Genomic DNA, 15686 nt, shown 5'->3' on the forward strand with positions numbered 1-15686 from the left:
AACCCCGGTGTCCCAGGGTTCATGGACCCAACACCACGCAGGAGGTAAATGGAGATGAAGCGTCTTAACCTGAAGTTGGCGGCAGCCCTGGTGGCCGCAGCCGGCGCCGTTGGCGCCGTGGCCACGCCGGCGATGGCGGCAGAAGAGCAGTTCGTTCCGCTGCTGGTGTATCGCACCGGATCCTTCGCCCCGCTGGGCATTCCCTGGGCGGACGGCAAGCTGGACTACCTGAAGCTGGTCAACGAACGCGACGGCGGCGTCAACGGCGTCAAGATCACGTACGAAGAGTGCGAAACCGCCTACGCCACCGACCGCGGCGTGGAGTGCTATGAACGCCTCAAGGGCAAGGGCACCGGCGCCTCGGGCTTCGATACCCAGTCCACCGGCATCACCTTCGCCGTCAGCGACAAGGCCATGGTCGACAAGGTGCCGGTCGAGACCATGGGCTACGGCCTGTCGCAGTCGGTCGACGGCAGCGTGTTCGAATGGAACTTCCCGCTGCTGGGCACGTACTGGACCGCGGCCGACGTGATGATCCAGGACATCGCCAAGAAAGAAGGCGGCATGGCCAAGCTCAAGGGCAAGAAGATCGCCCTGGTCTATCACGATTCGCCCTACGGCAAGGAGCCGATCCCGCTGCTGCAGAAGCGCGCAGCCAAGGAAGGCTTCGAGCTGCTGCTCTATCCCGTGACCGCCCCCGGCGTGGAACAGAAGTCCACCTGGCTGCAGATCCGCCAGGCGCGTCCGGCCTACGTGCTGCTGTGGAGCGCCGGCATCATGACGCCCACCGCCATCCGCGAAGCCCAGGCCAGCGGCTATCCGCGCGACAAGATGTACGCGATCTGGTGGGCCGGCTCCGAAGGCGACGTGAAAGACCTCGGCGACGTCGCCAAGGGCTACAACGCCATCACCATCCACAACAGCGGCGCCGACCACGACAAGGTCTACGACGACCTGAAGAAGTACGTCTACGACAAGGGCCAGGGCTCGGACAAGTCGGGCAACACCACGCTGGGCACCATCGCGCACACGCGCGGCATGATGATCTCGATGCTGCAGGTCGAGGCGATCCGCGCCGCGCAGGAAAAGTACGGCAAGGGCAAGGCGCTCACGCCGGAACAGGTGCGCTGGGGCTTCGAGAACCTCGACCTGACGCAGGAGAAGCTCGACAAGCTGGGCTTCGGCAAGATCATGCGCCCGGTCAAGACATCTTGCGGCAACCACATGGGCGACGACTGGGCCCGCATCGTGCAGTGGGACGGCGCGAAGTTCAAGGTCGTCTCCGACTGGTACCAGTCCGACAAGTCCATCCTGGACCCGATGGTGAAGGAAGGCGCCGCGAAGTACGCCAAGGAAAAGAACATCACGCCCCGCGAGTGCAAGTAGACCCCCCCGAAGCGCCGGCGGCGCTTCCCCCCCAGGGGGGCGCCGCTGGAGACCGGCAAAGCCGGATCTGCCGCGGCCCCGCTTGGGGGCGCCGGCTACATGCGGTGTCTGGCGTGCTTCGGGGAAGTTCTTTCTCTTTCTTTCGACTTTCGTATGAATCGATGGCCGGTCCTAGCGGGCCGACTTTCACCACGCAGCAGGAACGATCATGAACGCCACCAATATCGCCGCCGCTGACGCCCCAAAGGTGCTGCTCGACGTCAACGGCATCGAGGTGATCTACAACCACGTCATCCTGGTGCTCAAGGGCGTGTCCCTGCAGGTGCCGGAAGGCCGGATCGTGGCGCTGCTGGGCGCCAACGGCGCGGGCAAGACCACCACGCTGCGGGCGATCTCGAACCTGCTCAAGGGCGAGCGCGGCGACGTGACCAAGGGCTATATCCAGTACCGCGACCAGCGCATCGAAAAGCTGTCTCCGGCCGAGCTGGTCAAGCGCGGCGTGGTCCAGGTGATGGAAGGCCGCCACTGCTTCGCGCACCTGACCATCGAAGAGAACCTGCTGACCGGCGCCTATACGCGCAACATGGGGCGCGGCGACACCGCGGCGGCGCTGGACCGGGTCTACCAGTATTTTCCGCGCCTGAAGCAGCGCCGCGCCAGCCAGGCCGGCTACACCTCGGGCGGCGAGCAGCAGATGACCGCCATCGGCCGCGCGCTGATGGCCAATCCCAACATGATCCTGCTGGACGAGCCGTCCATGGGGCTGGCGCCGCAGATCGTGGAAGAGATCTTCGAGATCGTGCGCGACCTGAACCAGCGCGAGCGCGTCAGCTTCCTGCTGGCCGAGCAGAACACCAACATCGCGCTGCGCTACGCCGACTACGGCTACATCCTCGAAAACGGCCGCGTGATGATGGACGGCGCCGCCTCCGACCTGGCCGAGAACGAGGACGTCAAAGAGTTCTACCTGGGCATCTCCAGCGGCGAGCGCAAGAGTTTCCGGGACAACAAGTTCTACCGCCGCCGCAAACGCTGGCTGGCCTGATTCCTGACGCGGCGAAGCCGGCGCGGCCCGGCCCGCCGCCGGCAACGACACCGCAGTACGGCACACGAGAGGGTGCGATCCCATGTCCGAGTTTTTCGATGTTCTGGAAACCCGCCAGCCCGAGCAGCGCGAGCGCGATCTGATGGCCGCCCTGCCCGGCGCGATCGCCCGGGCCATGGCCCGGGCGCCGGCCATCGCCGAGCAATTGCGCGGCGTCGACCCCGCCACCATCACCTCGCGCGCCGCGCTGGCGCGCCTGCCGGTGCTGCGCAAGCACGAGCTGCTGGAACGCCAGCAGCACAGCCGCGGCGACGCGGCCGCGCCCGCCGGGCCGCGCAAGGCCTTCGGCGGTTTCTCCGCGATCGGCTGGGGCGAGGCGCTGCGCGTGTTCGCCTCGCCCGGCCCCATCTACGAACCGGAAAGCGCGCGCGCCGACTACTGGCGCTTCGCGCGCGCCCTGCACGCGGCGGGATTCCGCGCCGGCGAACTGGCCTACAACTGTTTCTCCTATCACTTCACCCCCGCCGGCTCCATGATGGAAACCGCGGCGCACGCCGTCGGCTGCAGCGTGTTTCCCGGCGGCACCGGGCAGACCGAACAGCAGGTGCGCGCGATCCAGGATCTCGCGCCCACCGGCTACACCGGCACGCCCAGCTTTCTCAAGATCATCCTGGAGAAGGCCGACGAACTCGGCGTGAAGCTGGATTCGCTGCGCCGCGCGCTGGTCTCGGGCGAGGCCTTCCCGCCGTCGCTGCGCGACTGGCTGGCGGCGCGCGGCATCGAGGGCTACCAGGCCTACGGCAGCGCCGACCTGGGCATGGTGGCCTTCGAGACGCCGGCGCGCGAAGGCCTGGTGCTGGGCGAGGACATCATCGTCGAGATCGTGCGCCCCGGCACCGGCGAGCCGGTGCCCGACGGCGAAGTCGGCGAGGTCGTGGTCACCACGCTCAATCCCGACTACCCGCTGGTGCGCTTCGGCACCGGCGACCTGTCGGCCGTCATGCCGGGCCTGTCGCCCTGCGGGCGCACCAATACCCGCATCAAGGGCTGGATGGGCCGCGCCGACCAGACCACCAAGGTGCGCGGCATGTTCGTACATCCGTCGCAGGTGGCGGACGTGGCGCGCCGCCATCCGGAAATCCTGCGCGCGCGGCTGGTGATCAGCGGCAACACCGGGTCCGACCGCATGGTGCTCAAGGTGGAATCGCAGGACCGCAGCGAGGAACTCGGCCAGCGCATCGCGGAATCGGTGCGCGACGTCACCAAGCTGCGCAGCGACGTGCAATGGGTGGACGTCGGCAGCCTGCCGAACGACGGCAAGGTCATCGACGACGTGCGCACCTACGAATAGGCGGCCAGCGCCATCACGCCCTTGGCCAGCATCGCCGCGGCCACCACGGCGGCAAACAGCGCGAAACCCTGCTGCAGGCGGCGCGGTGCGAAGCGGTCGGCGACCGCGCGCCCGGCCAGCATGCCCAGCACCGCGGCCGCCGTGAACGGCGCCGCGATCGCCCAGTCCAGGTGACCGCCCGCCGCCGCGGCCACCACGCCGCTGGCCGACACCAGCGCGATCACGCCCAGCGAGGTGGCCACGATGGCCTGCATCGGCAGATCGGTCGCGCGGCGCAGCGCCGGCACGATCACGAAGCCCCCGCCCACGCCCAGCAGCCCCGACAGGAAACCGGCGATCACGCCCGTGCCGGTCAAGGCGCGCGCGCAGGGCGCGGTCCAGCGCAGCCGGCCGGTGCCGGCGTTGAGCTGGCACGGCGGCACGCGCGTCGCCTGCACGGCCGCCGCCGCGGCGCCGGCGCCCTGGCGCCACATGCGCCACGCCACCAGGCCCAGCACGCCTGCGAAAACAATGGACAGCGGCGCGTTCGGCAGGCGCCGCGCGGCCCAAAGCCCCAGCGGCGACACGATGATGCCGGTCAGCGCCATGAAGCCCGCCGCCCGGTAGCGCACCTGGCCCTTGCGCAGGCCCAGCACCGCGCCGAGCGCGGCCGACAGGCCCACGGCCAGCAGGGCGATGGGCGCGGCCTGCGCCAGTTGCAGATGCAGGCCGAAGACCAGCAGGGGCACGGCCATGATGGCCCCGCCCGCGCCGGTCAGCCCGAGTATCAGGCCCACGCAGCCGCCCAGCGCCGCGCTGGCCGCCCAGACTGTCGCGATCATGGACGCGCGCTCAGTTGCCGAACGGCCGGGCGAGCCATTCGCGGCCCTTCAACATGCCGTTCCAGTAGATCCACGGCAGCATCCTGGCCTTGAGGAACCAGGCGCTCTTGCGCGGCACGGTCGGGTCCAGCGGGAAGGTCGGCAGCAGCTTGCCGCCGTAGCCGAATTCCGCCAGCACGACGCGGCCGCGCTCCACCGTCAGCGGGCAGGAGCCGTAGCCGTCGTAGGCCACCGGCATGGCGTGGCCTTCGCGCAGCGCCAGCAGGTTTTCGGCGACCGTGACGATCTGCTTGCGCGCGGCCGCCGCGGTCTTGGCGTTGGTCGTGCAGATGCCGTCGCCCAGCCCGAACACGTTGGCATGGCGGACGTGGCGCAGCGTGGCCGGGTCGACCTCGCACCAGCCGGCGGCGTCGGCCAGCGGGCTGTTCTTCATGAAGGCATGCGGCGTCTGCGGCGGCACGGCGTGCAGCATGTCGAAAGACTTCTCCACGCGCGCCACCGCGCCGTCTTCGCCCTTTACGTCGAACCAGGCCTTGCGGGCGGCGCCGTCCACGGCCACCAGCGCCGAATTGAAGGCCAGCGCGATGCCGTAGCTTTCCACGTAACGCATCAGCGGCGGCACGAAGGTCGGCACGCCGAAAAGCGCGGCGCCGGCCAGGTCGAACTCGACCTCGATGCGGTCCAGCACGCCGCTGCGCCGCCAGTGGTCGCACGCCAGGTACATCGCTTTTTGCGGCGCGCCGGCGCATTTGATGGGCATGGCCGGCTGCGTGAAAAGCGCCTGCCCGCCCTTCAGGCCGCGCACCAGTTCCCAGGTGTAGGGCGCCAGGTCGTAGCGGTAGTTGGACGTGACGCCCTGCCGCCCCAGCGTCTCGGTCAGGCCGTCCACCTGTTCCCAGGCCAGGCGCAGGCCGGGGCAGACGATGAGCTGCTGGTAGGTCACGGCGCGGCCGTCGGCCAGCAACACGCGGTCGGCCTCGGGTTCGAAGCCGGCCGCGGCGGCCTGCAGCCAGGTGGCGCGCGCCGGCATCACGTCGCGGGTCGCGCGCACGGTCTTGGCCACGTCGAAAGCGCCGCCGCCCACCAGGGTCCAGGCGGGCTGGTAATAGTGCTTGTCGCTGGGCTCGATGACCCCGATGCGCAGGTCCGGACGCCGGCGCAGCAGGCTGGCGGTCACGCCTATGCCTGCCGCGCCCCCGCCCACCACAAGCACGTCGAAATCTCGTTGGCTTTGCGTCATGGGCATGCTTGTCTCCATGCCGGTCTACCGGCTTTTGATTCTTTCAAGGATTGAAAATACCGCCATGCCGGCAAGCATGGCGGCCACGAACACCAGCGCCTCGCGCACGCCGGCCGACGCCGCCACCAGCGCGGGGCCCGGACAGAAGCCGGCCAGGCCCCAGCCCGCGCCGAACGCCAGGCTGCCCAGCGCCAGGCGCTTGTCGATGCGAGCGGCGGTCGGCCAGTGCAGCGGTTCGCCCGAAAGGCTGGCGCGACGGCGCCGCAGCACGGCGAAGCCGGCCGCCGTCACCAGCACCGCGCCGCCCATCACGAAGGCCAGCGACGGGTCCCAGGCGCCGGCGAGGTCCAGAAAACCCAGCACCTTGGCGGGGTTGGCCATGCCCGAAACGATCAGTCCCAGGCCGAACACCAGGCCCGATGCGAATGCGAACAAGGCGGCCATGTCAGCTGCCTCCCAGGTGGCGCAAGGCGTAGACGGTGACGAAGCCCGCCGCCATGAACAACGCGGTCGCCGCCAGCGAACGCGGCGAGCCGCGAGATATGCCGCAGACGCCGTGGCCGCTGGTGCAGCCCGACGCATAGCGCGTGCCCAGGCCCACCAGCAGGCCGGCGGCGATCAGCCTGGCCGTGCCGGCTTCGACGGCGATGGCGGGCAGCGCCGCGCCCAGCCGGTACAGCCAGGGCGCGGCGAACAGGCCCGCCAGAAAGGCCAGCCGCCAGCTCCGGCCCGCGCCCGCGGGCCCCAGCAGTCCGCCCAGGATGCCGCTGATGCCGGCGATGCGGCCCGCGCCGCCCATCATCAGCACCGCGGCCGCGCCGATCAGCAGGCCGCCCAGGGTGGAGGCAACAGGGGTGAAGGCCGGCCAGTCCAGCGTCACTTGAGCGACTCCATGGCGCGCCCGCAATACAGGCTGGACAGGGTCTTCATGACCTGGCTGACCTCGAAGCTGGCCATCTGGTAGTACACATACTTGCCGACGCGCCGCGTCGCCACCAGCCCTTCGTCGCGCAGCACGCCCAGCTGCTGCGACAGCGTGGGCTGGCGGATGCCGGTCAGCGCCTCGAGTTCGCCGACGTTGCGTTCGTTCTGCACCAGCTGGCACAGCAGCAGCAGACGGTCTTCGTTGGCCAGCGCCTTGAGCAGCGCGCAGGCCTGGGATGCGGATTCGCGCAGGACGGCGACCTCGCATTCGGTCAGCACTTCGTTCATTTGATGAGCATCAATCTGCCTGGAGGATGTTGATCATTATATTGACCGATAGAATATTCAACAATATTATTGAAAAACATATATTGTTTTATGCACGCAGCAATGCGCTGCCAGGCGAGCGTCCATGCCCTCTCATATCCAAGGCTTTTTCGACCCCGTCACCGCCACCATCACCTACGTGGTCCATGAAACGGCCCCGGGCGGCGCCTGCGCCATCATCGACTCCGTGCTCGACTACGATCCCAAGTCGGGCCGCACCAGCACCGGCAGCGCCGACCGCGTGGCCGACTACGTGCGCCAGCACGGCCTGAAGACCGAATGGCTGCTGGAAACCCACGCCCACGCCGACCATCTTTCGGCCGCGCCCTATCTGCAGCGGCAGCTCGGCGGCGTCATCGCCATCGGGCAAAGCATCCAGACCGTGCAGGGCGTGTTCAAGAAGATCTTCAACCTGGAGCCGGCGTTCCAGCTCGACGGCTCGCAGTTCGGCCACCTGTTCGCAGACGGCGAGACCTTCCGCATCGGCGCGCTGACGGCGCAGGCCATCCACGTGCCGGGGCATACGCCGGCCGACATGGCCTACCTGATCGGCGACGCCGCCTTCGTGGGCGACACGCTGTTCATGCCCGACGTGGGCACCGCGCGCTGCGACTTCCCCGGCGGCGACGCCCATCAGCTGTACCGCTCCATCCAGCGCCTGCTGAGCCTGCCCGCCGAGACCAAGCTGTACATGTGCCACGACTACCCGCCCGCCGGCCGCGAAGCCGCCTGGCAGACCACGGTGGCCGAACAGCGCCGCGCCAACATCCATGTGCGCGACGGCATCGGCGAGGACGAGTTCGTGGCCATGCGCACGCGGCGCGACGCCACGCTTTCCATGCCCACCCTGATCCTGCCGGCCATCCAGGTCAACATCCGCGCCGGCCACTTCCCGCCGGCCGAAGACAACGGCGTGCGCTACCTGAAGATACCCGTCGACGCGCTCTGAACGGCGCGGGCTTGCGCGCCGGGCTTGCGTGCCCCGGACTTATCCCGCAAGATCGGCCGATCGCAGAAATGCCGACCGACGGACCGTCCATGTTTGCCGAAGCCGAAGCCGACCCCAGCCTCTCGAAAGAGGCATTCAAGCCGATGGAGGCGCGGCTGCGCGTCGCCCTGCTGAATGCGCAATACCAGCGTCTGGCCAAGGCCGACAAGACGCTGCTGGTGGTGGTGGCCGGCATCGACGGCGCCGGCAAGGGCGCCACCATCAACCTGCTCAACGAATGGATGGACCCGCGCCACATCAAGACGCTGGCCTACGGCCCGCGCGTCGGCGAGGAACTGGAACGTCCGCCGCTGTGGCGCTACTGGAACGATCTGCCGCCCAAGGGCAGCACCGGCATCGTGTTCGGCTCCTGGTACGCGCCGATGATCCTGGAGGCCATGCGCAAGCGGCCCGACCAGGACAGCATCGAGGCGCAGGCCGTCGCGATCCGGCGCTTCGAGGCGATGCTGGCCGCCGAAGGCGTGCAGATCGTGAAACTCTGGTTCCACCTGTCGGCCCAGGCCCAGAAGGCGCGCGCCAAGCGCCTGCTGGCCAGCCCCGAGACCTCGTGGCAGGTCAGCCCGGTCGACCTCAAGGTCTACAAGAAGTACGACCGCATCCGCAACGCCGGGCAGACGGTGCTGAACCATACCGACAGCGGCCATGCGCCCTGGGTCGTGATCCCCAGCGCCGACGAGCAGATGCGCACGGCGCGCACGGCCGAGGCGGTGCTGGCCGCCATGCGCCAGCGCGGCGTGCCGCGCATTCCGGCCAGCTTCGTGCCCCACTCGCGGCCGACGCGCGTGGCGGACCGGCTGGGCCAGCTGGACTATGACGCGCGCCTCGACAAGAGCGACTACGAATCCGAACTCGGATTGCTGCAGGGCCGGCTGGCGCGCGCGGCGCGCTCGCGCAAGTTCCAGGAGCGTTCGCTGGTGCTGGTGTTCGAGGGGCAGGACGCCGCCGGCAAGGGCGGCGCCATCCGGCGCGTGACGCATGCGCTGGACGCCCGCCAGTTCGACATCACGCCCATCGCCGCGCCAGGCAGCGAAGCGCTGGCCCGCCCCTATCTGTGGCGGTTCTGGCGCCAGGTGCCGCGCCATGGGCGCATCGCCATCTTCGACCGGTCCTGGTACGGCCGCGTGCTGGTCGAACGCGTCGAGAAACTGACCCCGCCGGCCCAATGGCGCCGGGCCTACGCCGAGATCAACGACTTCGAAGGGCAGCTGGCCGCCAGCGGCGCGCTGGTGCTGAAGTTCTGGCTGGCGATCACGCCGGACGTGCAGCTGGAACGATTCAAGGAACGCGAGAAATCGCCGTTCAAGAATTTCAAGATCACCGCCGAGGACTGGCGCAACCGCGACAAATGGCAGGACTACGCGGCCGCGGCCAACGAAATGCTGGCCCGCACCGACGTGGCCCGCACGCCCTGGCATGTGGTCTCGGCCAACGACAAGCGCTACGCTCGCGTGCAGGTGCTGCGGCACATCGTCGAAGCCCTGGAAACCCAGCTCTGAAATCCCGCCGGAGGGCCCCGCCATGAGTACCGTAGAGATCCGACCCATCGTCGCCGCCGACTTCGACGCCTGGCTGCCGCTGTGGAAGGGCTACCAGGACTTCTACCGCGTCGACATCGACGACGCCGTCACGCGCAACACCTGGGCGCGCCTGCTGGACGGCGCGCAGCCCATGCACGCCGCGCTGGCCTACGACAGCGGCCGCGCCATCGGACTGGTGCACTGGATCTTCCACCGTTCGACCTGGACCGCCGGCGACTACTGTTATCTGCAGGACCTGTACGTGGCCCCGGACGTGCGCGGCGCCGGCGCGGGCCGCAAGCTGATCGAACACGTCTACGCGCAGGCGGCCGCGGCCAATTGCGCGCGCGTATACTGGCTGACCCATGAAACCAACGCCACCGCCATCCAGTTGTACGACCGCATCGCCGACCGCTCCGGCTTCATTCAATACCGGAAAACGCTGACATGAGCGCACGTGATCCCAACTGTCCGCTGTGCCAGGAAGACGGCGGCGCGCTGCTGTGGCGCGGCCCGCACCTGCGCATCATCGAAGTCGCCGATCCGGATTATCCCGGCTTCACGCGGGTGGTCTGGAACGGCCACCTGGCCGAAATGACCAGCCTGTCCACGCATGGACGCGACCTGCTGATGCGGGCCGTGTACGTGGTGGAGGAAACGCAGCAATCGATACTGTCGCCCGACAAGGTCAACCTGGCCTCGTTGGGCAATATGGTGCCGCACCTGCATTGGCATGTGATCCCGCGCTGGCGCGGCGACCGCCACTTCCCCGACGCGATCTGGGCGCCGCCGCGCGTGGCGCAGGGCGCGGAATCCGAGGAATGGAAGGCGCGGCGCGCGGAACTGCAGGCCCTGCTGCCGCGCTACCGCAACCGGCTGGTCGAGGCGATGAACGCCCTGCTCTGGCACTAGCGCACTAGCGCGCGCCCAGTTCGGCCAGCCAGCGCGAGTAGGCCTGCTCGACCTGGCTGGCGGCGGTTTCCGCCGAGAACAACCCCTGCCCGCGTATCCAGTCTCTGCCTGCCCGGCCCATGCTCCGGCGCAGCCCGGGGTCGGCCAGCAGGCGCTCCAGCGCCGCCGCCAGCGCGGCCGGATCGCGCGGCGGCACCAGCAGGCCGGTCACGTCCGCCTGCATGGTTTCCGGCACGCCGCCCACGTTGCCGCCGATGACCGGCACGCCCATGGCCGCGGCCTCGATAAAGACGGTGCCCAGCGCCTCGCGCTGTGTGGGCAGCGCGAACACGTCGAAGGCCGCCATCACGTCGCCGATGTCGTCGCGCCGGCCCAGGAAATGCACGCGCGGCGCCAGCCCCAGCGAAGCCGCCTGCGCCTGCAGGCGCTCGAACAGCGGCATGCCGTCGCCCGCCAGCACCAGCCGGGCCTGCGGGAACGCGCCGGAAATGCGGTGGAAGGCCTCGATCAGGTCGGCGTGGCCCTTGTCCGCCCGCATCACGGCCACGCAGCCGATGACCAGGTCGTCCGCGGCCAGGCCCAGTTCGCGCCGGACGCAGACGCCCCGGCGCGCCTGCGGCAGCACCACCGGCGAATGGATGGTGGCGATGGACGCGGGCCGCGCGCCGCCGTCGAGCAGCTGCTTGCGCACATAGGCGCTGACCGCGATGACGCGATGCGCCAGCCAGGTGTAGGCATAGAGCGAATTGATGGGCTTGGCCAGATGCCGCGTGCGCACGATCAGCGGCGTGCCGGCCAGGCGCGCCGCGATCGCGGCCAGCACGGTGTCGCGCCGGCTGTGCGTATTGACCACGTCGAAGCCCCCGCGCCGCAGCAGGCGCCGCACCGACGCCACGCCCCGCAGGAAATTGTGCGGGCCGTCCATGGGCATCAGGTGCACCGTGAACCCCGCCATGCGCAGGCGGCGGCCCAGTTCCGCCTCGGGCTGGCACAGCGCCTCGAGATGGTGGCCGCGCTCGCGCATGGCGATCATTTCCTTGTAGATGCAGAACTCCTGCCCGCCGAACGAAGTGGCGGCTTCGGTATGCAGGATGCGCAGGCCCGCGGCGGGCCGGCGCGGCGTTTCGGCGGCGTTCAGCATGATGGGGAGGCGTCGTCCGTATCGCTCCAGCGGCGGCCCTGGTGCATCAGGTACGCGCCCAGGTAGGCGATGTCTTCGGGGTCCAGCGCGGCCGCACCCGTGGCGCAACATTCATGCGGGCACTCGGAGGCCTGCAGGCTGCCGTCCGCCCAGACGCGCGCCGCGCCCGTGCGGGAGAGGTCGAAACGCGCCCCGGCACGGGCCCAGGCGAGCAGGCGCGCGCTGGGCGCGAGCCTGTGGGTTCGGTAAACGCCGTGGGCGATGGGGCCGGCCGGCGCGGCGAGGGAGTCGCCGACATCTACCAGGCGGCTGGCGGCGCCGGGCCGGGCGGGGGTGTAGGTCAATACCGTAAGAGGAGATAAAGGCATGTACTGGCCGGCGTTGCCGGGACGGCTCGACCGAGGGCGGGTCGGAATGTCGGGAAAGGCCGATTGCGGGAATCGGCGGATGGTTATCGCGCGGTCATGCGCCTGGGCCAGACTCTAGTAGAGGATTTTCGGATACGGCAGGGGAATCGGTCCGAGACCGCGGGATAAAGATTGAATGCGAATCGCCCGTTTTTTGCTGAAAATCAGCGAAGATATCCGAAATAGAGCGCCATCGTTCATGTATTCAGGTAAAATTCAGGTTCTCGCTGCGTATATTATCAAAATGTAATCAAGGCCGTAAAAAGTGAATCGACCGGCTTCGTCCACCCCCAAATCCCCCTCCCTCTTCCAGGCCTTCCTGCAGTCCGAAGCGCTCGGCGGCTATGTCCTGATGCTGGCCGCGCTGGTCGCGCTGATCGTCGCCAACAGTCCGGCCGCGCCGTACTACTTCGGCGCGCTCGAAACCAAGTTCGGCTTCCAGGCCGGCCCGGTCGTGCTCAAGGAAAGCGTGCTGCACTGGATCAACGACGGCCTGATGGCGGTGTTCTTCCTGCTGGTCGGCCTTGAAATCAAGCGCGAGGTGCTGGACGGCCAGTTGCGCGGCGCGGCCCGCATCGTGCTGCCGGGCATCGCGGCGGTGGGCGGCATGGTGCTGCCTGCGCTGATTTACGTGCTGATCAACGCCGGCAGCCCCGAGACGCTGCGCGGCTGGGCCATCCCGGCAGCCACGGACATCGCCTTCGCGCTGGGCATCCTGGCGCTGCTGGGCAGCCGGGTGCCGACCTCGCTGAAGGTCTTCCTGACCGCGCTGGCCATTCTTGACGACCTGGGCGCCATCGTCATCATCGCGCTCTTCTATACGTCCACGCTCAATACCTTCGCGCTGGGCATGGCGGGCGCCCTGCTGGTCGTGCTGTTCTGCATGAACCGCATGGGCGTGCTGCGCCTGGCGCCTTATCTGCTGATCGGCGCGGTGCTGTGGTACTTCGTCCTGAAATCCGGCGTGCACGCCACGCTGGCCGGCGTGGCGCTGGCCCTGGCCATCCCGCTGCGCCCGCAGAACCAGGGCGATACCGGCGAATATTCCCCGCTGCATGCGCTGGAACACGCGCTGCACAAGCCGGTGGCCCTGCTCATCGTGCCCGTGTTCGGCTTCGCCAACGCGGGCGTCTCCTTCGCCGGCCTGGGGCTGGCCACGCTGGCGCAGCCGGTGCCGCTGGGCGTGGCGCTGGGCCTGTTCCTGGGCAAGCAGCTGGGCGTGTTCGGCTTTGCCTGGCTGGCCATCAAGAGCGGCCTCGCCACCCTGCCGCGCCACGCCACCTACACCCAGCTCTACGGCGTCGCGCTGCTGTGCGGCATTGGCTTCACCATGAGCCTGTTCATCGGCGCCCTGGCCTTCACCGACCCGGCCGCCGTGGACGCCACCAAGATCGGCGTGCTGACGGGCTCGCTGGCCTCGGCCATCGTGGGGTTCGTGCTGCTGCGCGCCGGCGGCCGCGCCGAAACGCCATGACGACGGGCGGGCGGCGCTAAAGTAGACGGTAGACGGGGTCAGCCGCCACGACCCCGAGGAGCCGCCATGAAACCGCCCGCCATCACCCTGCAACGCGTCTACGAAGGCACCGGACCGCAAGGCAGCTACCGCGCGCTGGTGGACCGCGTGTGGCCGCGCGGGCTGCGCCGCGACGACCTGGGGCTGGACGAATGGGCCCGCGACCTCGCGCCCACCACCGAACTGCGCAAGTGGTTCAACCACGTCGAGGAACGCTGGGACGAGTTCCGCCGCAAATACCTGGCCGAGCTGGCCGCGCCCGAGCAGCAGGCCCGCCTGGAAGCCCTGCTGCAGGCCGCCGGCAAGCGGCCGCTGACCTTGCTCTATGGCGCCCACGACGCCGAGCACAACCAGGCCGTGGTGCTGCGCGACGCGCTGCTGGATTACGCCCAACGGCACGGCAAGCGCCACGCCTGAGGCCCGCCTTGGGGGCGCGCCGGTCTTTGGTACCCTAGCCTCCTTTGGCCGGGCAGCCTGCCCACCCGCCTCGAGGAATCCCCATGTCTTTCAGCTCCGACGCCTGGGCGCGCAACGCCGCGCTTTACGAAAAAACGCGCGACATGCCGTTCAACCGCGAACTGGCCAGCGGCCAGCTCGACGAGAGCGCGTTCAAGCACTACATGATCCAGGACGCGCACTATCTGGTGGCGTTCGGACGCGCGCTGGCCATCGCCGCCGCCAAGGCCGACGACGCCGACGGCGTGGTGCAGTTCGCCGAAGCCGCCCGCGGCGCGGTGGTCGCCGAACGCTCGCTGCACGAAGGTTTCATGAAGCAGTACGGCATCGACGCCGCCACCTTCGAAGCCACGCCGCTGACGCCGGCCAGCCACCACTACACCAGCTTCCTGATCGCCACCGCCTGGAGCGCGCCGTACCCGGTGGCGCTGGCCGCCCTGCTGCCGTGCTTCTGGATCTACGCCGAGATCGGCCGCGAGATCCACGCGCGCGCCACCCGGCCCAATCCCTACGCCGCCTGGATCGACACCTACGCGGGCGACGAATTCCATGCGCTGGTGCGGGCCGTGATCGCCTCGGTGGATCGCGCCGCGGAATCGGCCTCGGCGCAGACGCTGGCGGCGATGCACCAGGCCTACACGCACGCGGCCCAGCTGGAATGGATGTTCTGGGACTCGGCTTATCGCCAGGCCGGCTGGCCGGCCTGAGGCGCGGCCGCGCCCTGTGCCAAAATCGCGCCCATGCCGACCGACAACCGCCTGATTCCCGCCGCCCTCGCCGCCCAGACGGCGCAACTTCCCGCCGCCTGGCTGGCCGCCTTTTCCGACCGGCCGGTGGCCGACGCGCTGGCTGCGGTGACCGCCCACGTGGAAAAACGCCTGGCCGAAGGCGCCACCGTCTATCCCGCCACGCCGTTTCGCGCCCTGCACGGCCTGGCGCCCTCGGACGTGCGCGTGGTGATCCTGGGCCAGGACCCCTACCATGGCCCCGGCCAGGCCCAGGGCCTGGCCTTCTCGGTGCCGGACGACTGCAAGCGCCCGCCCAGCCTGCGCAACATCTTCAACGAAATCGCGCTGGAGTACCCGGGCTCCCGCGTGCCGGCCGGCAACGACCTGAGCTGCTGGGCCGAACAGGGCGTGCTGCTGCTGAACACGGCGCTGACCGTGGAGGACGGCCAGCCCGCCTCCCACGCCCGGCGCGGCTGGGAAACCGTGACCGACGCGCTGATCGCCCTGGTCGCGCGCGATCCGTCCCCCAAGGTTTTCATGTTGTGGGGCGCCCACGCCCAGGCCAAGCAGGCCCTGCTGCCGGCCGACAGCGGCCACCTGGTCCTGATGGCCAACCACCCCTCGCCGCTGTCGGCCAGAAGGCCGCCCGTGCCCTTCCTGGGCTGCGGCCATTTCCTGAAAACCAACGAATGGCTGGCCAACCAAGGGAAAAACCCTATTGATTGGGCGCTGGACAAAAAAATAATTCCCTTGCAAGGCGAATTCGGGTTATGATCGCCGCACTGCACAAAACGAGTTCGGCATTTACCGCCTTGATTTAGCGGAAGTTTTCGCAGTTCGCCGGGCAACCGCCCCGGCCCCATGCCGAACTATCATCGATTCCTGACCCCTTTCCTTTCGCCCTGCGTT

Annotated in this window: 18 protein-coding genes; 11 read left to right on the plus strand and 7 right to left on the minus strand. The window is 69.0% G+C overall.

Going from position 1 to position 15686, the window contains the following annotated elements:
* The first annotated feature begins 48 nt into the window (after window positions 1-48).
* The 3 genes from A6B37_RS21685 to A6B37_RS21695 all read left to right on the plus strand — a co-directional run bounded on the left by A6B37_RS21685 (window position 49) and on the right by A6B37_RS21695 (window position 3782).
* Entirely contained in the window at window positions 49-1386 is a 1338-nt protein-coding gene (locus A6B37_RS21685; RefSeq protein WP_102775183.1) for an ABC transporter substrate-binding protein, read from the plus strand.
* A gap of 208 nt (window positions 1387-1594) precedes the next feature.
* Window positions 1595-2431, plus strand: coding sequence for an ABC transporter ATP-binding protein (locus tag A6B37_RS21690; RefSeq protein WP_102775182.1), 837 nt, complete (start codon window positions 1595-1597; stop codon window positions 2429-2431).
* Window positions 2432-2513: 82 nt separating this feature from the next.
* Window positions 2514-3782: an AMP-binding protein gene (locus A6B37_RS21695; RefSeq protein WP_111826873.1), complete on the plus strand. Its 1269-nt coding sequence runs from the start codon at window positions 2514-2516 to the stop codon at window positions 3780-3782.
* On the opposite strand, the gene A6B37_RS21700 is transcribed toward A6B37_RS21695, so the two are convergent.
* Genes A6B37_RS21700 through A6B37_RS21720 form a run of 5 tightly spaced genes read right to left on the minus strand, consistent with a single transcriptional unit; the run spans window position 3773 to window position 7055 of the window.
* Window positions 3773-4603: a sulfite exporter TauE/SafE family protein gene (locus A6B37_RS21700; protein ID WP_111826874.1), complete on the minus strand. Its 831-nt coding sequence runs from the start codon at window positions 4601-4603 to the stop codon at window positions 3773-3775. The genes A6B37_RS21695 and A6B37_RS21700 overlap by 10 nt on opposite strands.
* A gap of 10 nt (window positions 4604-4613) precedes the next feature.
* Window positions 4614-5861 (minus strand): FAD/NAD(P)-binding oxidoreductase, encoded by a 1248-nt coding sequence (locus tag A6B37_RS21705; RefSeq protein ID WP_111826875.1) that lies wholly within the window; start codon window positions 5859-5861, stop codon window positions 4614-4616.
* Between the two features lie 6 nt (window positions 5862-5867).
* On the minus strand, window positions 5868-6287 hold the full coding sequence (locus A6B37_RS21710; protein WP_111826876.1) for a YeeE/YedE family protein: 420 nt from the start codon (window positions 6285-6287) through the stop codon (window positions 5868-5870).
* Window position 6288: 1 nt separating this feature from the next.
* Window positions 6289-6723, minus strand: coding sequence for a YeeE/YedE family protein (locus tag A6B37_RS21715; protein ID WP_111826877.1), 435 nt, complete (start codon window positions 6721-6723; stop codon window positions 6289-6291).
* Window positions 6720-7055, minus strand: a complete 336-nt coding sequence (locus tag A6B37_RS21720; RefSeq protein ID WP_102775176.1) for a metalloregulator ArsR/SmtB family transcription factor — start codon at window positions 7053-7055, stop codon at window positions 6720-6722. The genes A6B37_RS21715 and A6B37_RS21720 overlap by 4 nt, the downstream gene beginning before the upstream one ends.
* A 124-nt stretch (window positions 7056-7179) precedes the next feature.
* On the opposite strand from A6B37_RS21720, the gene A6B37_RS21725 reads away from it, so the two are divergent.
* From A6B37_RS21725 to A6B37_RS21740, 4 genes are all read left to right on the plus strand, one after another.
* The gene (locus A6B37_RS21725) at window positions 7180-8043 is read left to right on the plus strand and encodes an MBL fold metallo-hydrolase (protein ID WP_111826878.1); all 864 of its coding nucleotides are present in this window, start codon (window positions 7180-7182) and stop codon (window positions 8041-8043) included.
* A gap of 89 nt (window positions 8044-8132) precedes the next feature.
* Window positions 8133-9599: a polyphosphate:AMP phosphotransferase gene (gene pap, locus A6B37_RS21730; RefSeq protein WP_111826879.1), complete on the plus strand. Its 1467-nt coding sequence runs from the start codon at window positions 8133-8135 to the stop codon at window positions 9597-9599.
* A 22-nt stretch (window positions 9600-9621) separates the two neighbouring features.
* A complete protein-coding gene (locus A6B37_RS21735) occupies window positions 9622-10071 on the plus strand; it encodes a GNAT family N-acetyltransferase (protein ID WP_102775173.1) in 450 nt (149 codons plus the stop codon).
* On the plus strand, window positions 10068-10532 hold the full coding sequence (locus A6B37_RS21740) for an HIT family protein (RefSeq protein WP_102775172.1): 465 nt from the start codon (window positions 10068-10070) through the stop codon (window positions 10530-10532). The genes A6B37_RS21735 and A6B37_RS21740 overlap by 4 nt, the downstream gene beginning before the upstream one ends.
* 4 nt (window positions 10533-10536) lie before the next feature.
* Here the strand turns inward: A6B37_RS21740 and A6B37_RS21745 are convergent, their stop codons facing one another.
* Both A6B37_RS21745 and A6B37_RS21750 read right to left on the minus strand, forming a co-directional pair.
* Window positions 10537-11673: a glycosyltransferase gene (locus tag A6B37_RS21745; protein ID WP_111826880.1), complete on the minus strand. Its 1137-nt coding sequence runs from the start codon at window positions 11671-11673 to the stop codon at window positions 10537-10539.
* Entirely contained in the window at window positions 11667-12041 is a 375-nt protein-coding gene (locus tag A6B37_RS21750) for a hydrogenase (RefSeq protein WP_111826881.1), read from the minus strand. Before A6B37_RS21750 ends, A6B37_RS21745 begins: the two co-directional genes overlap by 7 nt.
* Window positions 12042-12345: 304 nt before the next feature.
* Here A6B37_RS21750 and nhaA point away from each other — a divergent pair, with 304 nt between their 5' ends.
* The 4 genes from nhaA to A6B37_RS21770 all read left to right on the plus strand — a co-directional run bounded on the left by nhaA (window position 12346) and on the right by A6B37_RS21770 (window position 15551).
* Window positions 12346-13554 carry a Na+/H+ antiporter NhaA gene (nhaA, locus tag A6B37_RS21755; RefSeq protein ID WP_111826882.1) on the plus strand — a complete coding sequence of 403 codons (1209 nt, stop codon included), beginning with the start codon at window positions 12346-12348 and terminating at the stop codon, window positions 13552-13554.
* 66 nt (window positions 13555-13620) lie between these two features.
* Window positions 13621-14010 (plus strand): DUF488 family protein, encoded by a 390-nt coding sequence (locus tag A6B37_RS21760; RefSeq protein ID WP_111826883.1) that lies wholly within the window; start codon window positions 13621-13623, stop codon window positions 14008-14010.
* 83 nt (window positions 14011-14093) lie between these two features.
* On the plus strand, window positions 14094-14756 hold the full coding sequence (tenA, locus tag A6B37_RS21765; protein WP_111826884.1) for a thiaminase II: 663 nt from the start codon (window positions 14094-14096) through the stop codon (window positions 14754-14756).
* 33 nt (window positions 14757-14789) lie between these two features.
* Complete coding sequence (locus A6B37_RS21770; protein ID WP_111826885.1) at window positions 14790-15551, plus strand: uracil-DNA glycosylase; 762 nt, start codon at window positions 14790-14792, stop codon at window positions 15549-15551.
* The last annotated feature ends 135 nt before the right edge of the window (window positions 15552-15686 follow it).

It is taken from the genome of Achromobacter sp. HZ01 (genome assembly GCF_003267925.1).
Taxonomy (GTDB): Bacteria; Pseudomonadota; Gammaproteobacteria; order Burkholderiales; family Burkholderiaceae_B; genus Achromobacter; species Achromobacter pulmonis_A.

Coding starts and splice junctions, on each gene's coding strand:
- A6B37_RS21685 (WP_102775183.1), top strand. CDS start 49: ATGGAGATGAAGCGTCTTAACCTGAAGTTGGCGGCAGCCCTGGTGGCC.
- A6B37_RS21690 (WP_102775182.1), top strand. CDS start 1,595: ATGAACGCCACCAATATCGCCGCCGCTGACGCCCCAAAGGTGCTGCTC.
- A6B37_RS21695 (WP_111826873.1), top strand. CDS start 2,514: ATGTCCGAGTTTTTCGATGTTCTGGAAACCCGCCAGCCCGAGCAGCGC.
- A6B37_RS21700 (WP_111826874.1), bottom strand. CDS start 4,603: ATGATCGCGACAGTCTGGGCGGCCAGCGCGGCGCTGGGCGGCTGCGTG.
- A6B37_RS21705 (WP_111826875.1), bottom strand. CDS start 5,861: ATGGAGACAAGCATGCCCATGACGCAAAGCCAACGAGATTTCGACGTG.
- A6B37_RS21710 (WP_111826876.1), bottom strand. CDS start 6,287: ATGGCCGCCTTGTTCGCATTCGCATCGGGCCTGGTGTTCGGCCTGGGA.
- A6B37_RS21720 (WP_102775176.1), bottom strand. CDS start 7,055: ATGAACGAAGTGCTGACCGAATGCGAGGTCGCCGTCCTGCGCGAATCC.
- A6B37_RS21725 (WP_111826878.1), top strand. CDS start 7,180: ATGCCCTCTCATATCCAAGGCTTTTTCGACCCCGTCACCGCCACCATC.
- pap (WP_111826879.1), top strand. CDS start 8,133: ATGTTTGCCGAAGCCGAAGCCGACCCCAGCCTCTCGAAAGAGGCATTC.
- A6B37_RS21735 (WP_102775173.1), top strand. CDS start 9,622: ATGAGTACCGTAGAGATCCGACCCATCGTCGCCGCCGACTTCGACGCC.
- A6B37_RS21740 (WP_102775172.1), top strand. CDS start 10,068: ATGAGCGCACGTGATCCCAACTGTCCGCTGTGCCAGGAAGACGGCGGC.
- A6B37_RS21745 (WP_111826880.1), bottom strand. CDS start 11,673: ATGCTGAACGCCGCCGAAACGCCGCGCCGGCCCGCCGCGGGCCTGCGC.
- A6B37_RS21750 (WP_111826881.1), bottom strand. CDS start 12,041: ATGCCTTTATCTCCTCTTACGGTATTGACCTACACCCCCGCCCGGCCC.
- A6B37_RS21760 (WP_111826883.1), top strand. CDS start 13,621: ATGAAACCGCCCGCCATCACCCTGCAACGCGTCTACGAAGGCACCGGA.
- tenA (WP_111826884.1), top strand. CDS start 14,094: ATGTCTTTCAGCTCCGACGCCTGGGCGCGCAACGCCGCGCTTTACGAA.
- A6B37_RS21770 (WP_111826885.1), top strand. CDS start 14,790: ATGCCGACCGACAACCGCCTGATTCCCGCCGCCCTCGCCGCCCAGACG.